At 71.7% G+C, this 16,699-nt stretch carries 18 protein-coding genes; 9 read left to right on the top strand and 9 right to left on the bottom strand.

Annotated features, from left to right (window positions below):
* Positions 1 to 28 precede the first annotated feature (28 nt).
* Complete coding sequence (locus tag ACZ6S4_RS25140; protein WP_465477250.1) at positions 29 to 1,180, top strand: acyl-CoA dehydrogenase family protein; 1,152 nt, start codon at positions 29 to 31, stop codon at positions 1,178 to 1,180.
* A 59-nt stretch (positions 1,181 to 1,239) separates the two neighbouring features.
* Positions 1,240 to 2,016, top strand: a complete 777-nt coding sequence (locus ACZ6S4_RS25135) for an alpha/beta fold hydrolase (RefSeq protein ID WP_465477249.1) — start codon at positions 1,240 to 1,242, stop codon at positions 2,014 to 2,016.
* A gap of 20 nt (positions 2,017 to 2,036) precedes the next feature.
* Here the strand turns inward: ACZ6S4_RS25135 and ACZ6S4_RS25130 are convergent, their stop codons facing one another.
* Genes ACZ6S4_RS25130 through ACZ6S4_RS25120 form a run of 3 tightly spaced genes read right to left on the bottom strand, consistent with a single transcriptional unit; the run spans position 2,037 to position 4,151 of the window.
* Complete coding sequence (locus tag ACZ6S4_RS25130) at positions 2,037 to 2,855, bottom strand: hypothetical protein (protein ID WP_465477248.1); 819 nt, start codon at positions 2,853 to 2,855, stop codon at positions 2,037 to 2,039.
* The gene (locus ACZ6S4_RS25125) at positions 2,852 to 3,742 is read right to left on the bottom strand and encodes an ATP-binding cassette domain-containing protein (protein ID WP_465477247.1); all 891 of its coding nucleotides are present in this window, start codon (positions 3,740 to 3,742) and stop codon (positions 2,852 to 2,854) included. The genes ACZ6S4_RS25130 and ACZ6S4_RS25125 overlap by 4 nt, the downstream gene beginning before the upstream one ends.
* Positions 3,732 to 4,151 (bottom strand): GntR family transcriptional regulator, encoded by a 420-nt coding sequence (locus tag ACZ6S4_RS25120; RefSeq protein WP_465477246.1) that lies wholly within the window; start codon positions 4,149 to 4,151, stop codon positions 3,732 to 3,734. Before ACZ6S4_RS25120 ends, ACZ6S4_RS25125 begins: the two co-directional genes overlap by 11 nt.
* A 55-nt stretch (positions 4,152 to 4,206) precedes the next feature.
* On the opposite strand from ACZ6S4_RS25120, the gene ACZ6S4_RS25115 reads away from it, so the two are divergent.
* Positions 4,207 to 4,743, top strand: coding sequence for a GNAT family N-acetyltransferase (locus ACZ6S4_RS25115; protein WP_465477245.1), 537 nt, complete (start codon positions 4,207 to 4,209; stop codon positions 4,741 to 4,743).
* On the top strand, positions 4,740 to 5,342 hold the full coding sequence (locus ACZ6S4_RS25110; protein WP_465477244.1) for an SAM-dependent methyltransferase: 603 nt from the start codon (positions 4,740 to 4,742) through the stop codon (positions 5,340 to 5,342). The genes ACZ6S4_RS25115 and ACZ6S4_RS25110 overlap by 4 nt, the downstream gene beginning before the upstream one ends.
* Here the strand turns inward: ACZ6S4_RS25110 and ACZ6S4_RS25105 are convergent.
* From ACZ6S4_RS25105 to ACZ6S4_RS25095, 3 genes are all read right to left on the bottom strand, one after another.
* Positions 5,242 to 6,495: a sugar efflux transporter gene (locus ACZ6S4_RS25105; protein WP_465477243.1), complete on the bottom strand. Its 1,254-nt coding sequence runs from the start codon at positions 6,493 to 6,495 to the stop codon at positions 5,242 to 5,244. The two genes, ACZ6S4_RS25110 and ACZ6S4_RS25105, sit on opposite strands and share 101 nt — an antisense overlap.
* A gap of 55 nt (positions 6,496 to 6,550) precedes the next feature.
* A complete protein-coding gene (locus tag ACZ6S4_RS25100) occupies positions 6,551 to 7,678 on the bottom strand; it encodes an N-acetylmuramoyl-L-alanine amidase (RefSeq protein ID WP_465477242.1) in 1,128 nt (375 codons plus the stop codon).
* A 385-nt stretch (positions 7,679 to 8,063) separates the two neighbouring features.
* A complete protein-coding gene (locus ACZ6S4_RS25095) occupies positions 8,064 to 8,207 on the bottom strand; it encodes a hypothetical protein (protein WP_465477241.1) in 144 nt (47 codons plus the stop codon).
* A 104-nt stretch (positions 8,208 to 8,311) separates the two neighbouring features.
* Here ACZ6S4_RS25095 and ACZ6S4_RS25090 point away from each other — a divergent pair, with 104 nt between their 5' ends.
* A complete protein-coding gene (locus ACZ6S4_RS25090; protein ID WP_465477240.1) occupies positions 8,312 to 9,325 on the top strand; it encodes a LacI family DNA-binding transcriptional regulator in 1,014 nt (337 codons plus the stop codon).
* A 15-nt stretch (positions 9,326 to 9,340) separates the two neighbouring features.
* On the opposite strand, the gene ACZ6S4_RS25085 is transcribed toward ACZ6S4_RS25090, so the two are convergent.
* Positions 9,341 to 10,195: a L,D-transpeptidase gene (locus ACZ6S4_RS25085; protein WP_465477239.1), complete on the bottom strand. Its 855-nt coding sequence runs from the start codon at positions 10,193 to 10,195 to the stop codon at positions 9,341 to 9,343.
* A 137-nt stretch (positions 10,196 to 10,332) separates the two neighbouring features.
* On the opposite strand from ACZ6S4_RS25085, the gene ACZ6S4_RS25080 reads away from it, so the two are divergent.
* Positions 10,333 to 11,100: an SIR2 family NAD-dependent protein deacylase gene (locus ACZ6S4_RS25080; protein WP_465477238.1), complete on the top strand. Its 768-nt coding sequence runs from the start codon at positions 10,333 to 10,335 to the stop codon at positions 11,098 to 11,100.
* 25 nt (positions 11,101 to 11,125) lie between these two features.
* On the opposite strand, the gene ACZ6S4_RS25075 is transcribed toward ACZ6S4_RS25080, so the two are convergent.
* Positions 11,126 to 11,602, bottom strand: coding sequence for an Lrp/AsnC family transcriptional regulator (locus ACZ6S4_RS25075; protein WP_465477237.1), 477 nt, complete (start codon positions 11,600 to 11,602; stop codon positions 11,126 to 11,128).
* Between the two features lie 59 nt (positions 11,603 to 11,661).
* Between ACZ6S4_RS25075 and ACZ6S4_RS25070 the strand changes: the two genes are divergently transcribed.
* Genes ACZ6S4_RS25070 through ACZ6S4_RS25060 form a run of 3 tightly spaced genes read left to right on the top strand, consistent with a single transcriptional unit; the run spans position 11,662 to position 13,964 of the window.
* Positions 11,662 to 12,702: a Glu/Leu/Phe/Val dehydrogenase family protein gene (locus ACZ6S4_RS25070; RefSeq protein ID WP_465477236.1), complete on the top strand. Its 1,041-nt coding sequence runs from the start codon at positions 11,662 to 11,664 to the stop codon at positions 12,700 to 12,702.
* Positions 12,699 to 13,427, top strand: a complete 729-nt coding sequence (locus ACZ6S4_RS25065) for a class I SAM-dependent DNA methyltransferase (RefSeq protein ID WP_465477235.1) — start codon at positions 12,699 to 12,701, stop codon at positions 13,425 to 13,427. Before ACZ6S4_RS25070 ends, ACZ6S4_RS25065 begins: the two co-directional genes overlap by 4 nt.
* Before the next feature lie 18 nt (positions 13,428 to 13,445).
* A complete protein-coding gene (locus tag ACZ6S4_RS25060; RefSeq protein ID WP_465477234.1) occupies positions 13,446 to 13,964 on the top strand; it encodes a 2'-5' RNA ligase family protein in 519 nt (172 codons plus the stop codon).
* A 659-nt stretch (positions 13,965 to 14,623) separates the two neighbouring features.
* On the opposite strand, the gene ACZ6S4_RS25055 is transcribed toward ACZ6S4_RS25060, so the two are convergent.
* The gene (locus tag ACZ6S4_RS25055) at positions 14,624 to 16,687 is read right to left on the bottom strand and encodes an MMPL family transporter (RefSeq protein ID WP_465477233.1); all 2,064 of its coding nucleotides are present in this window, start codon (positions 16,685 to 16,687) and stop codon (positions 14,624 to 14,626) included.
* Between the last annotated feature and the right edge of the window lie 12 nt (positions 16,688 to 16,699).

Below are 16,699 nucleotides of genomic sequence, written 5' to 3'. Positions count from 1 at the left end.
GAGGCCGTCACCTGGGTATACGAATCCCATGTCGGAGCTGCTGGTAGGAGATCTGTACCGCTTTCAGGACCTGCTGAACGCCGAGGAGGCCGCCGTCGTCGAACGGGTCCGCGCGTTCCTGGCCGCCGAGGTCGTGCCGATCGCGAACGACCACTGGGCCCGCGCCGAGTTCCCGTACCAGCTGATCAAGGGCTTCGCCGGGCTGGCCCTGGCCGGGCGCAAGCAGTCGAACCTGCTCTCCGGCTGGCTGGCGATGGAGATGGGACACGCGGACGCCTCCATGGCGACGTTCTTCGGCGTGCACGCCGGGCTGGCGATGGGCAGCATCGAGACCTGCGGCTCGCCCGAGCAGCGGGAACGCTGGCTGCCGGCGATGGCCGGCTTCGACAAGATCGGGGCGTTCGCCCTGACCGAGCCGACCGGCGGCTCGGACGTGGCCGCGGGCCTGCGCACGACGGCCCGCCGCGACGGCGACCACTGGGTGCTGAACGGGCAGAAGCGCTGGATCGGCAACGCCACCTTCGCCGACCTGACCGTGGTCTGGGCCCGCGACGTCGCCGACAACCAGGTCAAGGGTTTCGTCGTCGGCAAGGACACCCCCGGCTTCACCGCCACGAAGATCGAGAACAAGATCGCCCTGCGGATCGTGCAGAACGCCGACATCACCTTCACGGAGTGCGTGGTGCCCGAGGCGGACCGGCTGCAGAACGCCAACACCTTCAAGGACACCGCGAAGATCCTGCGGCAGACCCGCAGCGGGGTGGCCTGGCAGGCGGTCGGGGTCATGCTGGCGGCGTACGAGATCGCGTTGGCCTACGCCAAGGAGCGCGAGCAGTTCGGCCGCCCGATCGGCTCCTTCCAGCTGGTCCAGGACCTGCTCGTCCGCATGCTCGGCAACGTCACCTCGTCGCTGGGCATGGTGGTCCGGCTGACCCAGCTGCAGGACGCGGGCGAGTTCCGCGACGAGCACTCGGCGCTGGCCAAGGCGTACACGACGACCCGGATGCGTGAGGTGGTCGGCTGGGCCCGCGAGATCCTGGCCGGCAACGGCATCGTGCTGGACTACGACATCGGCCGCTTCGTGGCCGACGCCGAGGCGCTGTACTCGTACGAGGGCACCCGCGAGATCAACACGATGATCGTGGGCCGCGCGGTGACCGGCCTGAGCGCCTTCGTCTAGGACCGACGACGTCGGAATCCGCTCTCGTCGCCAAGGCACTGTCCGGCACGACCGTGCGGGTGGGAGCGGCATCGGCGCAGGCCACCGCGAGCTGGGTCTCCACGCGGGCGGATGTCGGCGGGTACGAACTCAACCTCCGCTGCCGGGGCACCGGGTCACCCACGATCGTGTTCGAGCACGGGCTGGGCGACAATCTGGGAACGTGGTTCCAGACCGGCGTCGCCGAGGCGTTTCCTGATGTCCGGACCTGCGCCTATGACCGGGTGAACGCGGGGGTCAGTGATCGGGTCGCGGCCCGGCACACCGGCAAGGACAGCGTTCGTGACCTGCACGCTCTGCTCGACGTCGCCGCCCTGCCCGCGCCGTACATCCTGGTCGGGCATTCGCTCGGCGGGCTCCTGGTGGCCATGTACGCAGGTACCTATCCCGCCGGGATAGGCGGGCTGGTGCTGATCGATCCCTCCCTGCCGGACCAGGCCGAGCAATACGCCTTGGTCCCCGAACCGGAACGCTCGGCGGGGCTGGCCGCGCTGGCGAAGAATTCCGAGCATGTGGACTTCCTGGAGACACTGCCGCAGGCTGACGCGCTTGTGGCGAAAATCCCGGCCGTCCCCGTCCTCGTCCTGGCCGCGACCGACCTGGGCTACCCGCCGGCCGAGCTGGAGCTGGAGGTCAGGAAAGCCGAGCTGGCGGCCAGGAAGAAGGCACTGCAGGACTTCACCGAACGACTACCCCGGGGCGAGTTGCGGTACGTCGACTCGCGTCACCACATCCAGACTGATCAACCGGCGATGGTCATCGGCGAGATACAGAGAATGCTCGACAACGTGCGCTGATTCGTGGCCGCCCGGAACACCTAGGATCGGGCCGTGGTACCGGTGAGGATCCGTCGTCCGATCAGCACGGCGACGCCGGTTCCGGCCGCGAGGGCGAGGGCCGCGAAGGCGGCGGTCTCGTTCTCGGTCTGTGTCCCGAGCAGCTGGGAGAGCGTCCCGGACCAGGACGTCAGCAGGTAGGCCAGCAGCCCGAGCAGCAGGCCACCGAGCTGCGCGACGACGAGCGCCACCGGCCACGCCACGACGGACACCACCAAGGTGCGCAGCGTGCGACCGCCGGCCAGCCCGACCATGCCGGCCAGGGCGGTGATGAAGACCGTCTGCATCACCATGAAGCCGATGCTGTTCTTGTGGACCTCCCGCAGCAGGCCGTAGCCGAGACCGTCGACGACCAGCGCGTACCGGGCGGCCGCCAGGCGGAAGGTGATCGCGACCGCGGCCGTGCCGAGCGCGCCGGCCGTCAGGGCCCAGAAGAGCTTGGCGGACAGCCAGCGCGACCGGGGCACCGACTGGGTGAGCACGAAGGCGTCGGTCGACTCGTCCCGCTCCCGGGCGAACAGCGGCACGCCCAGGATCAGCGCGATCAGCAACGGCACGAACGCGGCGACGAGCGCGATGGCCTGTCCCAGGTTCGTCGCCGCGCCCGCGGGCAGGCAGCTGACGGCCTGCTCGCACAGGCCGGTGCGGTCCGGCGCGTAGGCCTCGATCACGATGCCGTGCGCGTCTACCTGCTGCTGGATGACGCGGGCGCCGACGAGGACGAACGCCGTCGAGACCGCGCTCAGAGCGGCCGCGACGGTCAGGTACGGCCGCAGCAGACGCAGGGCGAGCCAGTTCATGCGGTGGGGACCTTTCGCGTCGGCTCCGGTCCGGCCGCCCTCAGGTAGCCGAGGAGCAGTTCTTCCAACGTGGGCCGGTGCCAAGCCAGGCCTCCGGCCGGGGCTGACCCGGCCGGTCTGATCAGGGCGGTGGCGTCAGCGCCCGCGGCGCGCACCTCGACGACCTCTGAGCTGTCGAACGCGCTGAACTCGATGCCGGCGCCCACCGCGACCAGATGGCCGGCCAGCGCCGCCTCCACCTCGGCGGCCAGGCGTACCCGCCCCTCGGCCAGCACCACGACGTGGTCGCAGACGCCGTCGATGTCGGCCACCACATGCGACGATAGCACCACGGTCGTGCCGCGCTCGGCGACGTCGGCCATCATCGTCCCGGCGACCTCCGCGCGGGCGACCGGGTCGAGCGGGGCCAGCGGCTCGTCCAGCAACAGCAGATCGGGGCGCTTGGCCAATGCCATCACCACCGCCAGGCGGCTGCGGTGCCCCGGTGCGAGGGTGCCCACGCGAGCCGCGGCGGGCAGAGCCGCGTCGTCGGTGAGTCGTTGCGCGTACGCGGGGTCCCAGCGCGGGTTGAGCCGGCTGCCGAGGGCGAGGGTCTGCGCCACTGTCAGCATCGGATACAACGGTGCCTGCTGTGCCACGTACCCGATCCGGGGCAGTGAGCCGTCACCGGCGGGCTCGCCGAACACCCGCACCTGGCCGCCGTCCGGGCGCAGCAGCCCGGCGGCGGCGCGCAGCAGCGTGCTCTTGCCCGCCCCGTTGCGCCCGACCAGCGCGGTGACCGCACCGGCCGGCACCGTGAACGAGCAGTCGTCCAGCGCGCGCCGCCGGCCGAAGCTGTGGGTGACCCCGTCGACGTCCAGCGCCGGCGGTCTGCGGTCAGCCGACACGGGCCGTCTCCTCTCCGGCCGGAACCGTCCCCGTTGCCACCTCGGCGACCAGTGCCTGCATGTCGGAGACATCGAGACCGGCTGCGTGGGCCCGGGTGGCCCAGGCGGCCAGCTCACGCCGCAACGCCTCGAGGTTGTCGGGCAGCGGCGCCAGGTGCTCCCGGACGAACGTGCCGGACCCTTGCCGCGCCTCCACGAGCCCGGCCACCTCCAGCTCCCGGTACGCCTTGAGGACGGTGTTGGGATTGATGCGGGCGCTCTCGGCGACCTCACGAGCGGTCGGCAGCTGGTCACCGGGCGCCAGCCGGCCCATCCGGATCGCCTGGCGCACCTGCTGCATCAGCTGGGCGTACACGGCGGTCCCGGTCCGACGATCGATCCGGAAGATCACGACGACAACCAATCCCATAGTCAACTAGTGGACTTCGATTCCGTACGCTACCGCGTCCTGTCAAAATGCGTTCATGGACTCCCTGACCTCTGAGCGTCTCCGGCTGCGGGAGTGGCGCGAGGACGACGCCGATTTCGTGCTGGACATGTGCTCACGCTGGGAAGTGCAGCGGTTCATCGGCGCGCAGCCCAGACTGCTGCATGACCGCGCCGATGCCCTGGCCACCATCGCCCGGTGGCGCGGCCGGGCTGACGGCGTGCACGCGGTGTGGGCGGTCGAGGACCGTGATGACGCGAAGCTGCTCGGCACGCTGCTGCTGGTCGCCTTGCCGGACAGCGCCGACACAGAGATCGGCTGGTACTTCCACCCCGATGCGTGGGGCCACGGGTACGCCCGCGAGGCCGCAGCGGCGGTACTGGCGTACGCCTTCGACGCGGGTCTGGAGGCCGTTCATGCCGTCACTCATCCGGACAACGTCGCTTCCCAGCAGCTCTGCCGGCGGCTCGGCATGACGCACCTGGGCCGCACGGACCGCTACTACGACATGACGTGCGAACTGTTCAGGGTGACCGGGGACCGCGCCCGGGCTTCGGGCACAATCTCGGCGTGACAGAAGCAGACACAGCCCGGCCGCCCGCCGAGACTGTCTCCCAAGAGCACTTCATCGGCCTGTACCTGGCCAAGACCGATCCCTGGGACGTCGCCACGAGTTGGCACAACCGGCGCAAGTACGCGGTGACCATGGCCAGCCTGCCGCGCGAGCGGTACCGCAGCGCGTACGAGCCGGGCTGCTCGATCGGGCTGCTGACCCGGATGCTCGCGGAGCGGTGCGACGAGATCCTGGCCGTCGACTGCGTGGACGAGGCGGTGGAGTCAGCCCGTGAGCAGGTGCGCGACTTCCCCCACGTACGGGTGGAGAACGCCATGCTTCCGGCCGGCCTGCCGGACGCCACCTTTGATCTGATCGTGCTCGGCGATCTGCTCTACTACCTGTCCGCCGACGACCTGGAGGCCACGCTCGACGGCCTGGTGCAGCGCCTGGAGCCGGACGGCGACCTGGTCTCGGTGCACTTCCGCGACCAGCAGACCGGCGGCAACCACGACGGCCTCAATGTGCACGCCGCGCTGGCGGCTCGGCCGGGTCTGGAACGCCGGATCCATCACGAGGACGAATGGTTCCTGCTGGACGTGTTGCGCCGGGTTCGCTGACCCGGGCCGCGGCGAACAGGGCACACCCGCCGGCGGCGAGCGCACCGCACAGCAGCAGTGCGGACCGGTAACCCAGGGCCTGGGCGGTGGCGCCGGCCAGGACGCCGGAGATCAGCGAGCCGATGGTCAGAGTGTTGGCGTACATCGTGGTGGCGCGGCCGGTGGCGTGCGGCAGCAGGTCCTGCACGTACGTGATGCCGAGCGCGCCCACCACCGCCAGCGCGACGCCGCGGGCGACCTGGGTGGCGATCAGCAGCGGCATGCCGTCGCTGATCGCCACCAGCACGAAGTAGGCGGTGAACAGCAGCATGCCCAGCAGGATCACGCCGCGCTTGGCGACCCGGGCGGGCAGCAGCATGACGCTCAGGGCGGCCGGGATCTCCACCACCGCGCAGATGCTGAACAGCAGCCCCACGTCGCTGTCCGGGCGGGCCAGCGTCCGGGTGACGTAGAGCGGCAGCGCGACCGACCCGGCCAGCATCGCGGTGTGGAACAGCGTGAAGCTGCCGGCGATCAGCAGCATCGACCGGCTCAGCCGTTCCCGTCCGGCCTCGGGCGCCGCGGCCCGGACCGGCGCCGGGGTCGGCCCCAGCGCCACGAGCGGCAGCGCCACCAGTGCGAAGGCGGCCGCGGTGAGCGCCATCAGCGCGTCGTAGCCGCGCCAGGCCAGCACGGCCGCGCCGACCAGCGGGCCGATGGCCCAGGCCAGCGACCACACCGAGCGCAGCGCGGGCGTGCGGCGGCCGGCGTCGCTGCCGGAGCGGTCGAGATGGGTACGGGCGAGCGTGAAGAGCTGCGGGAACGCGGCCATCCCGGCCCCGAGCAAGCCGACGCCGATCAAGGCCAGCAGGGCGTAGTCGGTGGTGGTCGTCAGGGCCAGGTAGCCGGCCGCGGGGGCGGCCACGGCGACGAACGCCGGCCACCGGCTCGCGGACCGGTCGTAGCGGCGGCCGAGCCAGGTGCTCACCGCGAGGCCGCTGATCGCGACCAGCGACAGAAAGACCCCGACCTGGAACGGCGACAGCTTCGCCTCGTCGGCCCCGAAGAGCACCAGGTACGGCCCGATCATCGAGTCCGCGATGCCGAGCAGCAGCACACCGGCCAGCAGCGGCAGAAATCTCGAACGGCCCCCGGCCGCCGCGACAGTGGTCATTCCTGTCCCGCTACCCAGGGCGCAGGAATGCTATGCGCGCCGGGGCCGCGACGGCTCAGGCCCGGGCCGTGGCGCCGAGAGGGAGATGGGGGGTCTCCGTACCGTTCTGACCGAGCATGTAGAAGTGCTTCACTCCCGAGGCGATCCCCGCCGCAACGGCATTCAGATATTCCGCTTGCCGGAGCCGGGCAAGATCACGGTCATCCGCGAGATTGGCGAACTCGACCCGGATCGTGGGCAGCTGGGCCTGCTCGAAGAGGTGCGAGAATTCGGCATGGGTGCCGCGGTCCGGTGCTCCCGCGATCCTGACGATCTCTCGCTGGATGCTTTCCGCCAGGGGCCGGCCGACATGGGAATACACGTCGGGTGCCGTGCCGAAATAGAACGTCGCGCAGCCGGGGACCGTGTCCACGGCATCGGCCAGGCTGAGTGTGATCATGAATTCGGCTTTGATCCTGTTCGCAAAGGACGCCACCTGCCCGTCGTCCTGCGTGGCGATGTCCGTTCTGTTGAGCATCCAGGACTGCATTCCGGTCGCGGTGTCGATCTGCACCTCGAGCAGCCGGCCGAGCTGGTCGATGAAGGAATCGGCCAGTGAAGCGGCGTGCTCATCGCTCTCACTGTTGAACTGCGAGCTGCGGGACACCAGATCGATGACGACGAAGCCGCCCTGCTGGGCTTTGACGATGAAGCTGATCATGTGCCGCTGTTGCACCGTCGCGGCGTTGTCCTTGTCGATGCCCTGCTCTTCCAGATAGCTCAGCACCCGCTGGGTGACCCGGCCGCAGACGCCGTCGTTGAGGATGTCGAAGTCGGTCTGGAAGCGCCGGACCGCGGTCTCGGTGCTGTCCAGGAAGACGCCGTTGATGAGATCGTCGTCGCCGTAGCCCATGGCCACCAGTTGTCGTTGCAGATCCAGCACGTCGCGTCCCTGCATGGGCCGGGCGGGAAGGCTGGCCAAGGCCCGTGACCTCTTACTGGTGTGGGGCAGCACTGCGGCGGATCGAGCCGGGTTGCGGGGGCCCGGCGTGGCTGGGGGCGGCGGCTCGGCCTCGGCGAGCCGGGTGGCCGCCAATCGCGTCAACCAGGGCGCCGTTTCTTGTTTCATTCTCTGGTCCAGTGCCACCTGGGCGCGGGCGGCGATGATCTCGAGTCGGGTGGGTCGGCGCCCGCTCTCCGGCACGAATACTTCCTCACTGTGGTCAGGAAAAAGACGAGAGGTCGACCTGATCGATGATCGCCTGAAGCAGCCGGGCGTCGTCCCGCTCGACAACGGGAGACGAATCGATGAGCGCGATGAGCATCGACATTCCCATGCAGCGTCTCCGATCGTCGCTCGACGCTACCGCGTCAGCGCCCACTGGACCCTCTTCCACCACTGCTCTTTGCGGTCCGTACGGTTCTTCTGGCGAATTGTCAGCAATACGCCGAACAGGACGAGAGTGGCTGCAATGACCGGCACCAGGCCGGTGATCACCCTTGACCCCGAAAGGACTGATCGGTCACTCGCGCATCCTATGGTCTTCCGCCTGAAGGTCGAAAGAGTCCTTGGACCGTTCGTGGACGTCTCAGCCGGTCTGCCATATCCGCCGGAGGGCCGCCCTGGCCCACCGCCACCTCTCCCGGGGCACCTGCACCTCGGCGCCGGGCAGCGCCGAATGGCTGGTACGCCGGGTCACCTGCACGCTCAGCAGCAGAGCCACACCCTCCATGAGCAAGACCTCCTCGTCCCGTTAACGCTCACGTGACCGTTAACGGGATCGTCGCGTAGGTGCTGCCGGGCCGTCAACCCCCAGCGGTTTACGATGCGGTCATCGTGGGAGACGAACAGCAGGACACCGCCGGAGCGGGCGCCGGAAAACGCGCGACCTTGCGCGACGTGGCGCGCCTGGCGGGCGTCTCGCACCAGACCGTGTCCCGGGCCATCAACGACAAGGGTGAGATCGACCCGCAGACCCGCCGCCGCGTCCTGGACGCCGCCCGGCAACTGCACTACCGCCCGTCCCGCTTCGCCCGCGGCCTGGTCCGCCCCGGCGCGACCACCGTCGGCCTGATCGTGTCCGACGTGGTGAACCCGTTCTTCCCCGAACTGATCGCCGGCGTCCTCGAGGCCGCCGAGCAACGCGGCTGGCAGGTCCTGGTCGCGAGCACGCAGGACGACCCCGGCCGCGAACCGCAGCTGCTGCGCTCCCTCGCCGGCCAGGTCGACGCCCTGATCGGCTACCTCTTCCAGCCGGACGACGTGGTCGCCGCCGCGGTCGAGGGCGTACCGCTGGTCGTCATGAGCCGGCGCGCCCGCGAAGCGGCCTTCGGGGCCGTCGACATCGACCTGGAGACGGGCGTCCGCGCGGCGGTACGGCACCTGGTCGCCCGCGGCCACCAGCGGATCGGCATGATCGACTGCCCGGACGCGGCCGACCCGGCCCGCAGGGCGATCTTCCTGGCCGAGGCCGAGGACCAGGGCCTGACGGTGCCGCCGGACGCGATCATCGGCGTCGAGCAGTCCATGGCGGGCGGCGAATCGGGCTTCGAGAAGCTGCACGCGGCCCGCCCGGAGCTCACGGCGATGTTCGCCTTCAACGACCTGATCGCGCTGGGCGCGTACCGGGCCGCCCGCCGAGCGGGCCTGGCCATCCCGGACGACGTCGCCCTGCTCGGTTTCGACGGCCTGAATCTGGGCGAGCTGCTGGACCCGCCGCTGACGACCATCGCGATCGACAAGCGGCGGATGGGGGAGCTGGCGGTGGCGGAGGTGCAGCGGCTGCTGGCGGGCGAGCCGGGCGGGCTGGCGCTGGTGGAGACCGAGCTGCTGATCCGGGGGTCCGCCTGAGGCGGTCGGCCGGTCTCAGTCGACGACCGTGACCAGGGTGCCGTGCCCGATGTGCTTCAGCAGGGTGCGCTGAGCCTCCCGCGGCATCCGTACGCACCCGTTCGACGCACTGCGGCCGAAGGCGCCATCGTCGTACCAGCCGTGGATGCCCGTGTGCGCGCCCCGCAGCGCCGCCGGCAGGGACCGGCGGTTCTCCGGCACCGAGCTCAGCGCCAGCGCGTCCACGTTCGCGTACGCGGAGCCGCTGGTCGGGGTGCGGCCCAGCACGAAGCTTCGGCCCAGCGGGGTGGGGGTCGCCGCCGTGCCGGTTGTCACGGTCCAGGCGGCCCTGCGGATGCCGTCGCGGCGCCAGATCAGTTTGTGGGTGCGGCGCTGGACGATGAGGTGGTCGCGCAGCGGCCGTGGCGACCAGCCCTTCGGTGGCAGCCAGCCGATCCGGCGGTTCGCCGTGGGCAGCAGCACCGCGACCCAGCCCGAACGCCGGTCGGTGATCGGCAGGATCAGGGGCATGCCGCTGATCTCCGGGGTGAGCCGGGCGCGGGGCCGGCCGCCGGGCGCGTCGTAGACCGGGATCGAGCGGGTGGGGTGCAGGCCCTCGGTGATTGCGGTCAGGGACATCGCCGCCGGGTCGGCCGGGAAGCCGCGGGGTGCCGTCCAGTAGTCGATCACCGGCAGGCCGGCCGGGGCCGGCGCTGCCGACAGGGTCGGCTCCGGGGTCCGGGCCGCGACGCTGGGGGAGGGCGCGGCGGGTGCCGGCGCTGCCGCCGGGCGGTCGCCGGTGCTGGTCAGGAAGCCGGCGCCGGCGGCGACGCAGGCGGCCAGACCGATCAGCCCTGCTCCGGTACGGGTGACGCGCAGGGCTCGGAACACCCGCCCACCGTATGCGCCGCAACCGGTCAGGCCCCCGGATCGCGGGACCGTCCACCGGAACGGAGGAATCTCAGCCGAACGCCGGCCACCCGTAACCCGTTCGACCTCCGGGGTTGCCCCTCCTAGCATCGGCGACCATGAACACGAGCTGGACGGACGGAATCTCGCGGGTCGCGGTGCTGACCGGGGCCGGCATCTCCACCGATTCCGGGATCCCGGACTACCGGGGGCCGGACGGCGTCTGGACCCGTGATCCGGCGCTGGTGGACGCGTTCACCTACGACTCCTTCCTGGCCGATCCGGGCGTCCGCGAGCGGTTCTGGCGCACGTACCTCGGGCACAGCGCGTGGCGCGCGGAGCCGAACGCCGCCCACCGGGCGCTCGCCGCACTGGAACGCACCCCGGTGGCCGTGCGGATCCTGACCCAGAACGTCGACGGGCTGCACCAGCAGGCCGGTTCCAGCGCCCGCAAGGTGCTCGAGCTGCACGGCAGCATGCACGAGGTCGTCTGCACCGGCTGCGGGCAGCGCTCGCCCAGCCGGCCGACCCTCGACCGGGTCGCCGCCGGGGACGGCGACCCCCGGTGCCCGGCGTGCGGCGGGATCCTCAAGCTCGCGGTGGTCTTGTTCGGGGAACACCTCGACCCGGGTACGGCGGGACTGGCCGAGCGGATCGCCGCGCACAGCGAGGTGCTGCTGGTGATCGGCAGTTCCCTGCTGGTCGAGCCGGTGGCGTCGTTGTGCGCGGTGGCCCTCAACGCCGGTAACCGGCTGGTGATCGTCAACCGGGACCCGACGCCGTACGACGAACTGGCCGCCGAGGTGATCCGGGAGCCGATCGGCGTCGCGGTGCCACGGCTCTGCGCGGCCCTCACCGACGCCGCCGGATCCACGGTCCGCGGCTGACCCCGGCCCGCGCCGGTCAGTCGTCTCAGTCGTCGAGGGGTTCGACGACCATCGTGCGGGCGTGCTGGTAGATCACCGAGCTGCGGAAGCCGAGGATCTCCCGGCGCTTGCTGAACTTGTCCATCAGGAACGCGTGCAGCGCGTCGACGCTGGGCACCGCCACGTGCACCAGGAAGTCGTCGGCGCCGGCCACCACGAACACCGACAGCACCTCGGGCAGCGAGGTGATCGAGGTCTTGAAACTCTCGATCACCTCGCGGCTCAGCGGGCGTACCTGGACGTGCAGCAGCGCCTGCACCGTCCGGTTCAGCGCGGCCAGGCTGATCTCCGCGTGGTAGCCGGTGATCACACCGCGGGCCCGCAGCAACCGGACGCGTTCGAGGCAGGTGGACGGCGCGATGCCCACCGCCCGGGCCAGCTCCCGGTTGGTCTGCCGGGCGTCCTGCTGCAGATGCCGGATGATCGCCGCATCAAGTTCGTCCACGATCGTTGCTCCCGTCACTCGCCGAATATAGTTCGGAGCTGCGACCGGTGGACGGAACGAGCTCCTATGGTCCGGGCATGACTACCGCATCAAATTTCGACGAGTTCGAACGGGTCGTGGCCCGCCGAGGTGTCCGCAGCGGGCTGCCGGTGATCGTGGCTGTGCACTCCAGCGCCCTCGGTCAGGCCATCGGCGGGTGCCGGCTGGCCCCGTACCCGGATTGGCGCGACGGCCTCACCGACGCGCTGCGGCTCTCCGCCGCGATGACCGCCAAATGCGCCGTCGCGGGCCTGCCGCACGGCGGCGCCAAGACCGTGGTGGCTCTGCCCCCGGGAACGACGCTCGACGCCGGGCTGCGGCGGGCCGTCCTGCACGACGTCGGCGACACCATCGAGTCCCTCGGCGGCGGCTACGCGACCGGGCCGGACGTCGGCACCGGACCGGAGGACATGGCCGTCATCGCCGAACGCACCGACCACGTCTTCTGCCGCCCGGTCGGCGCCGGCGGCAGCGGCGACTCGTCCGGACCGACGGCCGAGGGCGTGCTGTCGGCACTGGCCGCGCTCGCCCCGGTGGCCGGACGGCGTTTCGCGATCATGGGACTGGGCCGGGTCGGCGCGCACGTGGCCCGCGAACTGGCCGCGTCCGGCGCCGAACTCGTGGTCAACGACGTGGACGACAGCCGCCGGCAGCTCGCAGCCGAGCTCGGTGCCACCTGGACCGACGACATCCTGGCCGCGGAGGCGGACGTGCTGGTGCCGGCGGCCCTCGGCGGGGTCCTGACCGCGGCGACGGTGGCCCGGCTGCGCTGCGCCGAGATCTGCGGACCGGCCAACAACCAGCTCGATCGGCCGGCGACGGCAGACCTGCTGCACGAGCGGGGAATCCTGTGGGCGCCGGACTTCGTCGTCAGTGCCGGCGGCGTCGTCCACGCGACCGGGGTGGAACTGCGCGGGGAGACGGAAGCGCAGGCCACGGCCCGGGTACGCGGCATCGCCGGAACGCTGACCACGGTGCTGCACTCGGCTCGGCGTCGCGGCATCACGCCGCTGGCGGCGGCGCACGAGCTGGCCCGGGCACGCATCGACACCGCCCAGCAGGCGACGATGGCCGCATGAGCGATCCTTTCCTCGAGGCCGGCCCACATCCGAGCGACGGCGGTCCTGGTCTGAGCGACGGCGTTCCGCGTCCGGGCGAGGCCGGGCGCCTGCGTGACACCTACGACAAGGTCGCCCGCGCCTACGATGCCCAGCTCGCCGGCGAGCTTGACCACAAACCCCTGGACCGGGCGCTGCTGACCGCGTTCCTGGAACTGGCCGGGACCGGCCGGGTCGCGGACGTCGGCTGCGGTCCCGGGCACGTCACCCGTTTCCTGGCGGCCCGGCACCCGGACGTGACCGGCCTGGACCTGTCGCCCGAGATGATCGCGATAGCCCGGGAACGCGCGCCGGAGATCCCGTTCACGGTGGCGTCGATGCTGTCCCTGCCGGTCGCCGACGGTGCGTGGGCGGGGGCCGTGGCGATGTACTCGATCATCCACCTGAGCCCGCCGGACCGGGCGGCGGCGTTCGGTGAACTGGCCCGGGCCATCCGCGGCGGCGGCCGGCTGCTGGTGTCCTTCCACGTCGAGGGCCCGGACGTGCCGGCCGGTGGTACCACCCACCTGACCAGCTGGTTCGGCGCGCAGGTGGATGTGGACGTGCACTTCCTGGACCCGGACGCGGTGCGCGCGGATCTGGGGGCGGCAGGGTTCCGGATCGAGTCCACGATGGTGCGGGAGCCGCTGGACCCGGCCGAGTTCCCGAGCCGCCGGGCCTACCTGCTGGCGAGGCGCGTCCGGTGATCCGCATAGGGTGAGCGGGTGGTGGCGGCGATCGAGCTGTATCTGGACGTCGACGCGTCCCGCCGGGTGCGCAAGCTGTGGCAGGCCCTCGAGGAGGAGGGAGTGCAGACGCTGGCGTCCCTGCTCGACGAACGCCACCGCCCGCACGTGTCACTGGCGGCCGCCCGGCGGCTGGAGCCGGAGGCGGTGACGGCGGCGCTGGCGGGGTACGCGGTGGGGCGCGGGCTGACGCTGGAGCTGGATTTCGTCGGCCAGTTCATCGGGCGGGTGCTGTGGCTGGGGGTCACCCCGACCTTGGAACTGCTCGAACTGCACCGCGCGGTGCATGACCGGCTGGCCGGGCACGGCATCGAGGTCTGGGAGCACTACCGTCCGGGGCGGTGGGTGCCGCACTGCACGATCTCGATGCGGGTGCCGAACCCTCTGGTGGGCGCGGCCGTCCGTCGCTGCCTGGAATTCCTGCCGATCCGAGCCACCGTGACCGGCGCGGCCATCACCGACCACGCCAACGACGTCGCCCAGCCCCTCACCCCCTGACGGTGGGCCCACGACCCCGCGGCTGCCGAGTGCACCGCGGGCTTGGGGGCCGTGATGGTCGTCTGGCGACCATGCCGCGATTACCGGGGGCACGCGGCGGGCTGGGGGCCAGGGGTCGTCTGCGGCCGTGCCGCGACCCGCGGCTACGGAGGGCACCGGGCGGGTTTGGGGGCCGTGATGGTCGTCTGGCGACCGTGCCGTGACTACCGAGGGCACGCGGCGGGCTGGGGGGGGGGCGAGGGTCGTCTGCGACCGTGCCGCGACTCGCGGCTGCCGAGGGCACCGGGCGGGCTTGGGGCCGTGATGGTCGTCCGTGGCCGTGCCGCGACCCGCGGTCGCCGGGGACTTCCGCGGGCTTGGGGGCCGTGATGGTCGTCTGGCGACCGTGCCGTGACTACCGGGGGCACGCGGCGGGCTGGGGGCGAGGGGTCGTCTGCGACCGTGCCGCGACCCGCGGCTGCCGAGGGCACCGGGCGGGCTTGGGGCCGTGATGGTCGTCCGCGGCCACGCCGCGACCCGCGGCTACCGAGGGCACCCGGCGGGCATGGGGCCGTGAAGGTCGTTCGCGTCTGTGGCTGCTGCCACGGCCACGGTGGCCTGACCGTGGCCCGCGGCGGCGGCGAGCTGCGCGGAGGCGCAATTTGCATGTCCGGGCGGGCCTACGTCTCGCTGTGCACCACCTCCGGTGCGGCCGGGGCTGGGCGGCGGCCGGACGGCCGCCACCAGTTGGCCGGGCCCAGGGCCGCCACCAGAGCCGGGGCCAGCACCCCGCGGACGATCGTCGCGTCGATCACGATGCCCAGGGCCAGGGCTGTGGCCAGGATCTTCACCTCCGTTGTGGGCACCTGGGCCAGGGAGATGAACGCCAGGAACAGGATCAGCGCCGCCGAGGTGACCAGCCGGCCGGTGCGGGCCACGCCGTGCACGGTTGCGGCGTCGGTGTCGTGGCCCTGGTCGTATTCCTCGCGGATGCGGGCCAGCAGGAACACCTCGTAGTCCATCGACAGGCCGAACAGGAACGCGAACACCGCGATCGGGATCCACACGGTGATCGCGCCCGAGGCGGTGCGGTCGAACAGCAGCTCGGTGAGGTGGCCGTCCTGCCAGATCCATACCGTGATCCCGTACGCGGCCCCGAGCGAGATCACGTTCAGCAGCAGCGCCTTGAGCGGGAGCACCACCGAGCGCAGCGCCCGCAGCAACAGCAGGAACGTGACCACCACGATGGCCAGCACCACCCACCACGCGTTGCCGTAGACCGCGTCGATGAAGTCCGCGTCCTGCGCCGGCGTGCCGCCCACCCGGGCGCCCGCCCGCTCGGCCGCCTCCCGGACCGTGGCGGCAGCGTCCGCGCCCTCGGGGGAAGAACTGTCCGCGCGGGTCCACACATCCACCACCGACAGGCCGTCGCGGGTCCATGCCGCCGGTGTCACCACGGCGGCCACCCCGTCGATGTCCTGCACCGCGGTGCGCACCCGGGCCGGGTCCGGGGTCAGGATCTCGATCGGCGTGGTGAGGCCCGAGCCGATGCCGGAGGCGTCGAGCCGGAGGACCGCGGCCGCCGCCGTGCCGCCCTGCGAGGCCAGCGACTCGTTGGTCGGCCGGCCCAGCCGCAGCCCGAGCACCGGCGCGGCCAGCACCAGCAGGACGAGCGTGGCGAGGGCGATGGACACCCAGCGGCGCCCGACCACCGCGGCGCCGATCCGCCGCCACAGCCGGCTCTCCGGGTCGGTCGAGCGGCGGTGCGGCCAGTCCAGGCGGGGGCCGATGACCAGCAGCAGCGCCGGCAGCAGGGTGAGTGCCGCCAGCACGCTGACGACCGGGATGAGCAGGCCGGTGAAGCCGACGCTGCGCAGGAACGGCACGGGCAACGCGATCAGCGCCGCGAGGCTGACGGCGACGGTCACCCCGGAGAAGAACACCGACCGGCCCGCCGTGCCCATCGCCCGGATCACCGCGTCGGCGTTGCTGTGGCCGTGACCGCGCTCCTCACGCCAGCGGGTGACGATCAGCAGCGCGTAGTCGATGGCCACGCCCAGGCCGATCAGCGCCAGCAGGTACTGCACGATGAAGGACACGTCGGTGACCCCGGTGATGCCCCAGACGATCAGGAACGTGGTCAGGATCGAGGCGGCGGCGATCAGCAGCGGCATCAGCGCCAGCACCGAGCCGAAGACCAGCAGCAGCACGAGCAGCGCGCCGGTGCCGCCCGCGATCGTCTCGACCAGCACGTCGGCGCCGCCGCTCTCGCCGTCCTCGCCGGACTCGAGCACGTCCTTGCCCGTCACGGTCACCGGCACGGCGGCGGACGCGGCGACCTGGCGCAGGGCCGGCAGGGCGGCCACGTACGGCTCCGGGCCGGGCGCGGGCGGGGGATAGACGACCACCACGCTGGTGCGCCCGTCCGGCGCCCGGAGCGCCGGCTCGTCGGCGGGGGAGAGGATCCGGGCGCCCGGCACGGCCGCGGTCACCGCCTGCACCACCGGGGCGGGATCGCCGGCCTCGGCGATGACCAGCAGGATCGGCGAGAAGTCACCGCCCGAGCCGAACCGCTCGGTGATCGCCTTGTTGGTCTCGTAGCCGTCCTGGCCGGGCAGGGAGAAGTCGTAGCTCAGTGCGGCGGTCGCCTTGGGCGCGGCGAAACCGCCCATGGCGGCGAGGAGCAACCAGGACACCAGCACCCACCAACGGTGCGCGACGACGAACCGCGACAGAGCGTTCACTCCAGGCACGCT

The organism is Actinoplanes sp. NPDC051405 (genome assembly GCF_055586185.1).
Note: the sequence above shows the minus strand (reverse complement) of the source record. Positions and strands in the feature narration are given on the sequence as shown.

Coding starts and splice junctions, on each gene's coding strand:
- ACZ6S4_RS25095 (WP_465477241.1), bottom strand. CDS start 8,207: ATGGAGGGTGTGGCTCTGCTGCTGAGCGTGCAGGTGACCCGGCGTACC.
- ACZ6S4_RS25070 (WP_465477236.1), top strand. CDS start 11,662: ATGACTACCGCATCAAATTTCGACGAGTTCGAACGGGTCGTGGCCCGC.
- ACZ6S4_RS25120 (WP_465477246.1), bottom strand. CDS start 4,151: ATGGGATTGGTTGTCGTCGTGATCTTCCGGATCGATCGTCGGACCGGG.
- ACZ6S4_RS25080 (WP_465477238.1), top strand. CDS start 10,333: ATGAACACGAGCTGGACGGACGGAATCTCGCGGGTCGCGGTGCTGACC.
- ACZ6S4_RS25140 (WP_465477250.1), top strand. CDS start 29: ATGTCGGAGCTGCTGGTAGGAGATCTGTACCGCTTTCAGGACCTGCTG.
- ACZ6S4_RS25065 (WP_465477235.1), top strand. CDS start 12,699: ATGAGCGATCCTTTCCTCGAGGCCGGCCCACATCCGAGCGACGGCGGT.
- ACZ6S4_RS25115 (WP_465477245.1), top strand. CDS start 4,207: ATGGACTCCCTGACCTCTGAGCGTCTCCGGCTGCGGGAGTGGCGCGAG.
- ACZ6S4_RS25105 (WP_465477243.1), bottom strand. CDS start 6,495: ATGACCACTGTCGCGGCGGCCGGGGGCCGTTCGAGATTTCTGCCGCTG.
- ACZ6S4_RS25130 (WP_465477248.1), bottom strand. CDS start 2,855: ATGAACTGGCTCGCCCTGCGTCTGCTGCGGCCGTACCTGACCGTCGCG.